This is a genomic window from Streptococcus sp. STR1/CE/0325 (assembly GCF_055386095.1).
In genome coordinates this window covers 1,370,899-1,382,094 of record NZ_AP045018.1, presented here as the reverse complement: position 1 = coordinate 1,382,094, position 11,196 = coordinate 1,370,899, and the positions used below count along the sequence as shown (strand labels likewise).

The 11,196-nt window shown below is 44.5% G+C and carries 9 protein-coding genes and 1 other RNA gene; 8 read left to right on the top strand and 2 right to left on the bottom strand.

The window, feature by feature from the left end:
* Window positions 1-23: 23 nt before the first annotated feature.
* From ACZ49W_RS06730 to nadE, 3 genes are all read left to right on the top strand, one after another.
* The gene (locus tag ACZ49W_RS06730; RefSeq protein WP_464814547.1) at window positions 24-1,418 is read left to right on the top strand and encodes an amino acid permease; all 1,395 of its coding nucleotides are present in this window, start codon (window positions 24-26) and stop codon (window positions 1,416-1,418) included.
* Between the two features lie 131 nt (window positions 1,419-1,549).
* Window positions 1,550-3,016: a nicotinate phosphoribosyltransferase gene (locus tag ACZ49W_RS06725; RefSeq protein ID WP_464814546.1), complete on the top strand. Its 1,467-nt coding sequence runs from the start codon at window positions 1,550-1,552 to the stop codon at window positions 3,014-3,016.
* On the top strand, window positions 3,013-3,837 hold the full coding sequence (gene nadE / locus ACZ49W_RS06720) for an NAD(+) synthase (RefSeq protein WP_464814545.1): 825 nt from the start codon (window positions 3,013-3,015) through the stop codon (window positions 3,835-3,837). The genes ACZ49W_RS06725 and nadE overlap by 4 nt, the downstream gene beginning before the upstream one ends.
* Window positions 3,838-3,929: 92 nt before the next feature.
* Here the strand turns inward: nadE and pbp1a are convergent, their stop codons facing one another.
* Both pbp1a and recU read right to left on the bottom strand, forming a co-directional pair.
* On the bottom strand, window positions 3,930-6,155 hold the full coding sequence (pbp1a, locus tag ACZ49W_RS06715; protein WP_464814544.1) for a penicillin-binding protein PBP1A: 2,226 nt from the start codon (window positions 6,153-6,155) through the stop codon (window positions 3,930-3,932).
* Window positions 6,124-6,744, bottom strand: coding sequence for a Holliday junction resolvase RecU (recU, locus tag ACZ49W_RS06710; RefSeq protein ID WP_464814543.1), 621 nt, complete (start codon window positions 6,742-6,744; stop codon window positions 6,124-6,126). The genes pbp1a and recU overlap by 32 nt, the downstream gene beginning before the upstream one ends.
* 70 nt (window positions 6,745-6,814) lie before the next feature.
* Between recU and ACZ49W_RS06705 the strand changes: the two genes are divergently transcribed.
* The 5 genes from ACZ49W_RS06705 (at window position 6,815) to ACZ49W_RS06685 (ending at window position 11,165) form a co-directional block, all read left to right on the top strand.
* The gene (locus ACZ49W_RS06705) at window positions 6,815-7,345 is read left to right on the top strand and encodes an SLOG family protein (protein ID WP_464814542.1); all 531 of its coding nucleotides are present in this window, start codon (window positions 6,815-6,817) and stop codon (window positions 7,343-7,345) included.
* 111 nt (window positions 7,346-7,456) lie between these two features.
* Window positions 7,457-7,840: a cell division regulator GpsB gene (gene gpsB, locus ACZ49W_RS06700; RefSeq protein ID WP_464814541.1), complete on the top strand. Its 384-nt coding sequence runs from the start codon at window positions 7,457-7,459 to the stop codon at window positions 7,838-7,840.
* A gap of 15 nt (window positions 7,841-7,855) precedes the next feature.
* An RNA gene (gene rnpB / locus ACZ49W_RS06695) (RNase P RNA component class B) lies at window positions 7,856-8,236 on the top strand.
* Window positions 8,237-8,314: 78 nt separating this feature from the next.
* On the top strand, window positions 8,315-9,472 hold the full coding sequence (locus ACZ49W_RS06690) for a THUMP domain-containing class I SAM-dependent RNA methyltransferase (protein ID WP_464814540.1): 1,158 nt from the start codon (window positions 8,315-8,317) through the stop codon (window positions 9,470-9,472).
* 28 nt (window positions 9,473-9,500) lie between these two features.
* Window positions 9,501-11,165, top strand: coding sequence for a cell division site-positioning protein MapZ family protein (locus ACZ49W_RS06685; protein WP_464814539.1), 1,665 nt, complete (start codon window positions 9,501-9,503; stop codon window positions 11,163-11,165).
* Window positions 11,166-11,196 lie beyond the last annotated feature (31 nt).

Below are 11,196 nucleotides of genomic sequence, written 5' to 3'. Positions count from 1 at the left end.
ATTGTGTATGTAAAGGAGACATTATGCAAGCTTCAAAAAATGAAGATAAAGAGTCGAAGGCTAATAATAGCTTAGATCGCGCTTTATCAAGTCGTCATGTTCAAATTATTGCGATTGCAGGAACGATCGGAACAGGATTGTTTCTAGGTTCTGGAAGATCCATTTCCCTTACAGGCCCCTCCATCATTCTTGTTTATCTTGTGACCGGATTTTTCATGTATCTGATGATGCGAGCCATGGGAGAGATGCTCTACCAAAGCCCTAATGAACACACTTTCATTAGTTTCATTACCCGTTATTTGGGCAAGGGCTGGGGGCATTTTGCTAGCTGGTCTTACTGGATTTCAGTCGTTTTCATCGGTATGGCAGAAATTACGGCGATTGGCGAATACGTCCAATTTTGGCTACCTGATGTGCCAAGGTGGTTGATTCAAATTGTCTTTTTAGTGCTACTTAGTCTGGTCAATTTGGTAGCGGTTAAGCTCTTTGGTGAGGTTGAGTTTTGGTTTGGAATGATAAAAATCATTGCCATTTTAGCGCTCATCGCAACCGCCATCATCATGGTTTTGACCGATTTTAAAACCCCTGTTGGGCATGCGTCGCTTTCCAATATCACCAATGGCTTTCAACTCTTTCCAAATGGTTGGTGGAAGTTTTTCTTAGGTTTTCAGATGGTTTTCTTTTCTTACCAAGCGATTGAGTTTGTCGGCTTAACGACGTCTGAAACCAAGGACCCAAGAAAGGTTATTCCAAAGGCCATCAACGAAATCCCGACCCGCATTATCATTTTCTATATCGGAGCGCTGCTTGCCATCATGGCGATTTACCCATGGCAAGGCCTGACAGCAGCGGAGTCACCTTTCGTTAAGGTCTTTGAGCTAGCAGGGATCAAGTGGGCAGCAGCTTTGATCAACTTTGTGGTCTTGACGTCAGCTTCTTCAGCGCTCAATTCCACCCTTTACTCAACCGGTCGGCAGCTTTACCAAATGGCAAAAGAACCTTCCAATGCTTTCTTAAAGAAACTCAAGGTCGATCAGATTTCCGAGCAACAGGTCCCTAAAAATGCCATCTTGGTATCTGCGGTCTGTGTTGCAGTGGCAGCTCTTATCAGTGTCTTGCCTGGTGTTTCTGATTCCTTTGCCTTGATTACAGCCTCTTCATCAGGCGTTTATATTGCCATTTACATTTTGGTGATGCTAGCACACCTGCGTTATCGCAAGTCCAAAGATTTCATGGCAGATGGTTTCTTAATGCCACAATACCGCATTTTGAATCCTTTAACCATCCTCTTCTTTGGGGTTGTTTACCTCTCTCTTTTCTTCCAAGAATCCACTTATGTTGGAGCGATTGGGGCAACCATTTGGATTGTCGTTTTAGGGATTTATAGCAATCTTGTCTTTGGTAAAAAAGATGCTTAAAAGGTTTGGGACAAACGTGTCCCAAACCTTTTTTGCTATTTTAAGCGCGCTGAAAAAGCAGTTTTGGAAATAGAAGTCTCCTTATAAATTATGGTATAATAGAGTAACGAATGAAAAAGTAGGAAAATCGAATGTACACAGATGATAGTTTGACCTTACACACCGATCTCTACCAGATCAACATGATGCAGGTTTATTTTGACCAAGGAATTCACAATAAGCGTGCAGTTTTTGAACTGTACTTCAGGCAGTTGCCATTTTCAAATGGCTATGCCGTTTTTGCTGGTCTAGAACGCATGGTTCAGTATTTGGAGCAGTTGGTTTTCTCTGAAACCGACTTGGCTTATTTGCGTGGTTTGGGCTACCCAGAAGACTTCTTGGCTTATCTCAAAGATTTTAAGCTAGATCTTTCTATCAAGTCCGTCAAGGAAGGTAATGTCGTTTTTGCCAATGAACCCTTGGTGCAAGTTGAAGGGCCTCTTGCCCAGTGTCAATTAATTGAAACAGCGCTTCTCAACATCATCAATTTCCAAACCCTAATTGCCACCAAGGCAGCGAGGATTAAGGCGGTCATGGAAGAGGGCGAATTGTTGCTAGAATTTGGAACCAGACGCGCGCAAGAGATGGATGCGGCTATCTGGGGAGCCAGAGCTGCGGTCATTGGAGGGGCTGATGCGACCAGCAACGTCAGGGCAGGCAAGCGTTTTGGCATTGCTGTTTCAGGTACGCATGCGCACGCTCTTGTACAGGCTTATGGCAATGACTACGAAGCTTTTAAGGCTTATGCGTCTAGTCACAGAGACTGCGTCTTTTTGGTAGATACCTATGATACCCTTCGTTTGGGTGTGCCAGCAGCCATTAAGGTAGCTAAGGAATTTGGTGATCGCATTCATTTCAAAGGCGTGCGAATCGACTCAGGTGACATGGCTTATCTCTCTAAGAAAGTGCGTGAACAGCTAGATGAAGCTGGTTTTCCAGATGCCAAGATCTATGCCTCCAATGATTTGGATGAAAACACCATCCTAAACTTAAAGATGCAAAAGGCTAAGATTGACATCTGGGGCGTGGGAACCAAGCTCATCACAGCCTATGACCAGCCAGCTTTGGGAGCGGTCTATAAGTTGGTTTCTATCGAAGATGAAAAGGGTCACATGCGTGATACCATCAAGCTTTCCAACAATGCGGAAAAAGTCTCAACCCCAGGGAAAAAGCAGGTTTGGCGCATTACCAGTAGAGAAAAAGGAAAAACCGAAGGGGATTACATCACCTTTGCCGACTGCGATGTGAGAAAGTTGGATAAAATCCACATGTTCCACCCTGTTTATACTTATATCCACAAGTGGGTGAGTAATTTTGAAGCGACTCCTCTTTTGGTTCCGATTTATGACAAGGGTACATTGGTTTATGACTTGCCAAGTTTAGAGGAGATTAGGGCGTATGCCAAGCATGAACTCAATGCCCTTTGGGAAGAGTACAGACGTGCCCTTAATCCACAAGAATACCCTGTTGATTTGGCGGAAAATGTCTGGAAAAATAAGATGGAACTCATCGATCGCGTGAGAAAAGAGTGTTTGAGTAAAGGAGTTGAGTTGTCATGAGTTTACAAGAAAGTATCATCAAGGAGCTAGGGGTCAAACCCAGTATTGATGCCAAAGAGGAGATTAGACGATCCATTGATTTTCTAAAAAGTTACCTCTATAAGCACAGCTTTTTGAAAACCTACGTTTTAGGCATTTCCGGTGGGCAGGATTCGACCTTGGCAGGGCGCTTGGCGCAACTGACCATGGAGGAGATGCGACAAGAAACAGGGGATAGCAGCTATCAGTTTATCGCTGTACGCCTGCCTTACGGCATTCAAGCAGACGAAGCAGATGCTAAGCGAGCGCTTGACTTTATCAGAGCCGATCAAGTGCTAGTGGTCAATATTAAAGAAGCCGTGGATGGACAAGTCGCAGCCTTGAAGCAGGCAGGCATTGACGTTTCTGACTTTAATAAAGGGAATATCAAGGCAAGACAACGCATGATTAGCCAATATGCCATTGCAGGTGAGAGCAAGGGAGCTGTGATTGGAACGGACCACGCAGCGGAGAATATCACTGGCTTTTTCACCAAGTATGGTGATGGTGGTGCAGATATTCTTCCCCTTTTTCGGTTGAATAAACGCCAAGGCAAGGCTCTGTTAAAAGAATTAGGAGCAGATAAGGCTCTCTATGAAAAGGTACCGACAGCTGACCTAGAGGACAATAAGCCCGGGCTAGCCGACGAGGTGGCACTTGGCGTGACCTATCAAGATATTGATGATTATCTAGAGGGCTTGCCGATACCAGAGGAACGCAAGACCATCATTGAAAATTGGTGGCAAAAAACCAGCCATAAACGGCATTTACCTATTACCGTTTTTGATGATTTTTGGAAATAAAAAAATGAAAAAGCGTTTGAGACAGGAAGTTCTCAGACGCTTTTTGCTTTTCATGAAGAAAGAGCTTGAGATTCTCTCAAGCTCTTTGGGTTTTATGGGGTAGTTGGTGTTCCTGCTTGACCTCTAGTAGGAACGCCGTTGGCACCGTTATCAGTTCGATTAGCTTGACCGGTTGTGGCTTCAGCTGTCTGGTCATTGGTCTCTGTTGTTGTGGTAGAGCCAGTAGTGTCGCTACTATCTGTCAGGCTAGAGGAGCTGCTAGCGCTAGTTGAACTGCTACTTGCTTGCGTTTCTTCTGAAGAAGATGGGATATAATAGTCCCTGCTATTACGCTTGGTGCCATTGCGGTAGAGATAACCACCGCTACGGTAGAGCCCGTCTGGCATTTCCCAGTCCTCACTGTAACCACCCGTGAGATAGAGCATCATCGCTCGATAGACACGCCCTGCGACATTTAAGCCATCTCCGTAAATAGGCGTAAGACGATTTTTATAGCCTGTCCAGACTGCCATAGCATATTTATTGGTGTAGCCAACAAAGTTTTCATCAGGCGCCATGGTTCCAACGCTATAAGTGCTGATTCCTGTCTGATTAGCAATGGTATCAAGCTCGTCATCGGTGTAGTTAGAGGTTCCTGTCTTACCTGCTTGGGCAACGCCAGCAATCGCTGCGTCGGTTCCTGTACCGTAAGTCAGAACGGTTTTCATCATGTCCGTCATCATGTAAGCCGTGGTTTCTTTCATAGCACGCTTACCTTCTGGTTCATAGGTCTGGCTGCTGCCATCATTGAACTCGATTTTATTGACGTACTGGGGTTTGTAATAGGTTCCGCCATTAGCAAAGGCAGAGTAAGCTGCTGCCATTTTTTCGCTACTTGCGCCGTATTTTGGATCGGTACTCGAATTATTACTTGAGATGGCATTTGAATAGTGCATCTCAGGGTAGTCAATCCCCAAACCATTCAAGAATTTAAGGGCATCCCCTAATCCTGTTGCTTCAAGTGCTCGAACGGCTGGCACGTTTCTAGACTGCATGATGGCGGTCTGAATGGTCATCCAACCATAGTACTGCCTATCCCAGTCATAGAGCTGAGTAGAGGTTCCAGGCCAGTAGTAAACGGAGTCGTTGGTTGACTGGGCTGTTGAATTATAAACATCATTGTCAAGGGCAGGCGCATAAGCTGAGATTGGCTTCATGGTAGAACCCCAGTCTCGGTCAGTTAGGACCGCTTGGTTGGTTCCAAACGAAACAGTGGTATCCTGATTACGTCCGCCTAGCTGGGCGATGACTTTACCTGTGGTGACATCCATGATGGTTGAAGCGACTTGAAAATCACTGTCAGGATAAGCCACATAGTCTGGACTGTTGTAAATCTCCCACAGATGTTGTTGGGCTGCAGTATTCACATTGGTGTAAACTTTCAACCCAGAAGTGAAGATATCCTTACCTGTTTTTTCTTTCACTTCTGCGATGACTTGCTTGAGGTAGTTATCGAGGTATTTCTCATAGCTCGAGCGTTGTTGGAGGACTTGAAGTCCGTCGTTAACAGGGGTTGCAAGAGCAGCTTCGTAGTCGGATTTTTTGATGTGTCCGTACTGATACATTTGTGCAAGAACAGTGTCCCTGCGGGTCTTGGCTGCATCTGGGTTGGTATAAGGGTCGTATTGGCTAGGTGCTTGTGGAATTCCTGCTAAGAGAGCTAGCTGAGCAATAGAAAGCTCAGGCAGGTCTTTGCCGTAATAGTTCTTAGCAGCTGTGCGCATGCCGTAGTAGCCATTTCCCATATAAACTTTATTGATATAGAAGGTTAAGATTTGCTCCTTGGTGTATTTTCTCTCCATTTGAAGGGATAGCCAAGCCTCTTGCGCCTTACGCTTGATGGTTTGGTCGCTTTCATTGGTGGAGAAATAAGCCAGTTTAATCAACTGCTGGTCGAGCGTTGAGCCCCCTTGGGTGGTTCTACTCACGAGATTGTGCCAAGCAGATCCCATGATCCGAAAAACGTCAATGCCTCGGTGTTCAAAGAAACGCCTGTCTTCAATAGAGGTAATGGCATTAACCAGATTGACAGGAATACTATCTGGCGTGACACTTTCGCGCTGTTCAGACCCAAGGTCAGCAATCTGATTGCCATCGCTATCATAAACCAAGCTGGAGTTGACTGCGATGAGGTTTTTCTCCTCTAACTTTGGCGCTGTCATAGCGTAATAACCAAAGAGCAATGCACCAGCCACCACACCGATGATAATCAAACTCAGGACTGTACTGATGGTATATTTTAAAATCTTAATGATCGTTTTCTTTTGAATCATAATCACCGCCTAATAATTTTTCGATAATATCTAGGTAAGGAACTTGCGGAAATGCTGCTTGTTTGATAAAATAACCCTGTTTTTTGATATAATCAAGAGGGATGGAACGCTTCGTGCGCGTAGCTGGTTCCACATAAAAGGCAATTAAATCAGCTGCAAGTAAAAGATACGTCTCTTGTAAGCTCGTAAAATGAAGAAGGACAAAGCAGATTCCCCCTTGCTTTAAAACCTGTTCCATGTGTTTGATTTGGTGGTCATGGAAATTTTTCAAAGGCATACCTGTCTTTTGCCTGGTTTCTTTGGCTTCAAAGTCGAGGTAGTGTCCCTTATAGACGCCAGAATAATCGGTGGTTGAGGCCTGTCTAAAGTAGGCTTCAACAATCTTAGCCTGACTGCGCTTTGGGTAATCGACTTTGACGATTTGAATAGGGGTTGGTTTTTTGTGAATGACCGCAAGCCCATGAGTGAGATAGTAGCGATTGGTTGTGTTAATCGCTGCCTCAAAGGACATGCCACGGTTGGCAAAGTTGGTGGTCTTTGTGGTCGTTTCATTCCCTGAAGGTCTTGGTTTCAATCCTTGAGGGTAATTCACCATCCTCTTTTCTCCCTTCATTTTTCTTACAATACACTCCATTATACCATATTTTGAGAAAGGATAGCAAAAAATGACCGTTATTCTCACAACTGGCTATAAGAATAGTGACCTCGGTATCTTTGGTGCCAAGGATCCTAGACTAGCCATCATCAAAAAAGCCATCAAAAAAGATTTGGAAGACCTCTGCGACGAAGGGCTAGAATGGCTGATTTTCACAGGGAATTTGGGCTTTGAGGCCTGGGTCTTGGAGGTGGCGCTTGAGCTAAAGGACGAGTATGGTTTGAAACTAGGAACAATTTTTCCCTTTGAAACCCACGGGCAAAATTGGAACGAAGCCAACCAAGCGCTTCTAGCGCGCTTTAAATCCTTGGATTTTGTCAAATACAGTTTTCCCAAGTATGAGCATCCGAGTCAATTTCAACAATACAATCAATTTCTCATCGATCACACAGATGGGGCTTATCTCTTTTATGATGACGAAAACGAAACTAAATTGTCATATTTTGTCCAAAAAATTAAAAATCTAGACGACTATAATATCAAATGGCTGACGTTTGAGCGTTTAAATGAGTTGGCCGAAGAATGGGAAGAAGAGAACTAAAGAAAGATTGTTAAGTAAAATACTTGTCTTTTTTTTCCTTTTTCGGTATGATAAACATAAGGAGTGGGAAATACCCCTCTTTTTTAAGATTGATAGGTGAGGGAGAAGAGAATGGCCAGTATTATTTTAAGTCCAAAAGACATTTACGAACAAGAGTTTAAGACCGTGATGCGCGGTTATGACAAGCAAGAAGTGGATGAGTTTTTAGATGACGTCATCAAAGATTATGAGACTTACGCTGCGCAGATTGACAGTTTGAAAAAAGAAATTGCAAGCCTAAAGGAGAAATTAGAGTTTGCTCCAACCCCTGTTGCGCCTAGCTTTAACTCGCAAGTGGCAACGCCTCAAGCACCCGCTTATGGTGGCGGAGCAACAGCAAGTCTAGCTTCTCAAGCAGAAAGCAGTGCACGTCCGCAATCAGCGACCAACCTTGATATTTTAAAACGCATTAGTCGTTTGGAAAAGGCTGTTTTTGGGCAACAGATTACCGAATAGAGCTAAAAACGTGCAATTTTTGGATAATCGCATGAGTTTCAAGCGTAGATTCATGAGGAAAGTCCATGCTAGCACTGGCTGAGATGCCAGTAGTGTTTGTGCTAGGCGAATCCATAAGCCTAGGGACGTCTTTTTAGGCGTTACGGCGGATAAAATGGCTAAGTCTTTTGATAGGCCAGAGTCATCCTGAAAGTGCCACAGTGACGCAGTTTTCATGGAAACGTGAAAAATGGAACGCGGTAAACCCCTCAAGCTAGCAACCCAAATTTTGGTCGGGGCATGAGGTAGCTGGAAATCAATGGGAACGGACTACCTTGACTACATTCGTAGTAGACAGATGATTATCGATGGAGATAGGGACCTAGCTATCTCTTGAACAAAACATGGCTTATAGAAAATTGCATATAGGTAGGGGGCAGGCTGTAAGGTCTGCCCCCGTTTTGACGAAAAGAAATGAGAAAGTACAAGACAGAAATGAAAGCAAAAGAACAGATGAACTTGGTTGCAACTGTTGCAGCAGGGCTAGAAGCAGTGACAGCAAAAGAAGTCAGAGCCTTGGGCATTGACTGTCAGGTGGAAAACGGCAAAGTCCTCTTTCAAGGCGACAGCAAAACCATCATGACAACTAATCTATGGCTGCGCTCGGCTGACCGGATTAAAATCATTGTAGGAGAGTTTCAGGCCAAAACTTTTGAAGAGCTCTTTCAAGGGGTCTTTGCCCTAGACTGGGCGTCTTACCTGCCTTTAGGCGCTAAGTTTCCCATCGCTAAGGCAAAATCAGTCAAGTCCAAACTCCACAATGAACCAAGTATTCAAGCCATCAGTAAAAAAGCGGTGGTCAAAAAACTTCAAGCGCACTACCATCGCCCAGAAGGCGTGCCACTGCAAGAGATTGGTGCCGAGTACAAGATTGAAGTCCACCTCTTAAAAGACAAGGTGACCGTTCTTCTCGATACAACTGGTAGCAGTCTTTTTAAGCGTGGGTATCGTGAGGAAAAAGGGCTAGCGCCCATCAAGGAAAATATGGCAGCAGCCATCATGCTTCTGTCTAACTGGTATCCAGATAAACCTTTGATTGACCCGACTTGTGGCTCTGGGACCTTCTGCATTGAGGCTGCCATGATAGCTAAAAATATAGCGCCTGGTCTATCTCGTTCATTTGCCTTTGAGGCTTGGGACTGGATGGATGAGCAGGTGTTTGAACAGCTAAAAGATGAAGCTAGAAAAGCCATCAAAGATCTGCCCCTTGATATTTTAGGAAGCGATATTGATGCTCGGATGGTAGAGCTTGCTAAGCGCAATGCAACAGTAGCAGGCGTTGCTGATGTCATTACCTTTAAGCAGATGCGTCTGCAAGATTTGAAAACGGATAAGATAAATGGGGTGATTGTCTCAAATCCCCCTTACGGTGAGCGATTGTTAGATGACAAATCAATTGATATACTATATAATGAAATGGGACAGACCTTTGCGCCCTTGACCACTTGGAGTAAGTTTATCTTGACCAGTGATGAAGGCTTTGAAGCCAAATACGGAACAAAGGCTGATAAAAAAAGAAAGTTATATAACGGGACCTTAAAAGTTGACTTATACCAGTACTTCGGTGAGCGTGTTAGACGTCACACAATTTGAACACTTATTTCCAAGAAAGGAGAAGGGGATGTCAAAGAAAAAAAAGTCAAAGAAAAAGCGATTAAAACCGGCTGACGATGGGCTTAAACTAGAAGAAGTCAAGGGAGAGACCGTAGAAGCGATTCTCCAAAAAGAAGCTGATAAAAAAGCAGGCATCACAGCAGAAGATAATATCCTAGACCGCTATATCAAGCAAAATCGTGACAAGGTCAATGCCAAGAAATTTGACTATATCGATGCTAAACAGCTAGACACCAAAGTTCTCGATGACTTTATCCAGCAGCAGCGTGAAGAATTGGCAAAGGCCGATCTTTTAGGGAATGATAGCGCCAAAAAAGAAGAGCCTGAGCTAGAAGAGGACGGGGGAAATCAAAGGCAAGCCCTACCAGTAAGTGAACCAGCTGTTAAACCTGTCTTTGAGCGCAGTGAAAGAGAAAACCTAGAAGAAACCAAGGTTGCAGATCCTCTGCCGATTTCCCTAGAAGAAGTATCTCAAGTTGTTGAGGGAGTCGCTCTAGCGCCAGAGCCTCTTGCTGAGGAAGAAACAAACTCAGTATCAGACAGCCCAGAACCTGAAGAAAAGGCAGAAAAAACACAGCCAATTCACCCCTTATCTCGCTCTCGTCAAGATGATTTTGTCCTAGGAAAAGAAACAAAATCCCATAAGCGGGCTTGGATCATCGGCACGCTGACCATCGCTGCGGTGGTGCTTGCAGGCGCGGGTTACTATGCCCTTAATCAAGGCTCTCAATCCGCCAAAACCACTCAAACGAGTTCTTCTTCGACCTCAAGCAGTTCCAGCCAAAAAAGTGATACAGCCAAGGTCAATTCGGAAGCCTTTGATAAATTTTACGCTGATTTCTTTACAGATAGTAGCAAAACCAAGCTCAAAAACAGCCAGTTTGATAAATTAGCGGATTTGGAGAGTGCCTTAAATAAACTAAAGGGCACGTCTTACTACGATAAGGCAAAGAGTAACTTTGACAAACTCAAGCGGGCGATTGAGGCCATCAAGGCAGTCAATGGTCAGTTTCAAGGGGATGCTATTGTTGATGGGGAAAAACAAAGCGTTTCAGCAAAAGCAGATGCCAATTTTGAAAGTTTATCCAGCGAAACGCTAAACACAGGAAACGCCAGCCTTGATACCTTGATTCAAGCCGTGGTATCAGAAGGGAAAAACAATGGTGGCACGTCTAGGGAAGCCGGCGCTAGAGCGAGTGTGGCTGAAAACCCTAGCCCAGCTCCAGCAGTACCCGCCCAATCAGAAGCCACAGCGCCAGTTGTCCCAAGTCAAGAAAGCGCAACATCAGCACCAGCTGCGGGACCAAGTGTTGGCGTAGGTGCGCCAAGTTCTTCTACCATGTTGCCACTCTCACAAGGTTATTTGGCTGTTGATATTTCTAAACTGCAACGCAACCTCAGTCGTGTGCCTTACAATCAAGCGCTCATCCAAGACACCAGCAATCCTGCTTGGGTCTTTACACCAGGCGTGCTCGAAAAGATTGTTAGCGTATCTCAAGCTAGAGGCTACTTTACAGGAAACAACTACTACATTGAACCTGTCAATATCATCAATGGCAACGGTTATTACAACATGTTCAAGTCAGATGGGACTTATCTCTTCTCCATCAACTGTAAGACCGGCTACTTTGTTGGTAATGCTCCGGGCTATGCGGATGCTTTGGATTATTAAAAAAGATTTCGTTTGCTTTGGCAACGAAATC

Coding starts and splice junctions, on each gene's coding strand:
- nadE (WP_464814545.1), top strand. CDS start 3,013: ATGAGTTTACAAGAAAGTATCATCAAGGAGCTAGGGGTCAAACCCAGT.
- ACZ49W_RS06730 (WP_464814547.1), top strand. CDS start 24: ATGCAAGCTTCAAAAAATGAAGATAAAGAGTCGAAGGCTAATAATAGC.
- ACZ49W_RS06725 (WP_464814546.1), top strand. CDS start 1,550: ATGTACACAGATGATAGTTTGACCTTACACACCGATCTCTACCAGATC.
- ACZ49W_RS06690 (WP_464814540.1), top strand. CDS start 8,315: ATGAAAGCAAAAGAACAGATGAACTTGGTTGCAACTGTTGCAGCAGGG.
- gpsB (WP_464814541.1), top strand. CDS start 7,457: ATGGCCAGTATTATTTTAAGTCCAAAAGACATTTACGAACAAGAGTTT.
- ACZ49W_RS06705 (WP_464814542.1), top strand. CDS start 6,815: ATGACCGTTATTCTCACAACTGGCTATAAGAATAGTGACCTCGGTATC.
- ACZ49W_RS06685 (WP_464814539.1), top strand. CDS start 9,501: ATGTCAAAGAAAAAAAAGTCAAAGAAAAAGCGATTAAAACCGGCTGAC.
- recU (WP_464814543.1), bottom strand. CDS start 6,744: ATGGTGAATTACCCTCAAGGATTGAAACCAAGACCTTCAGGGAATGAA.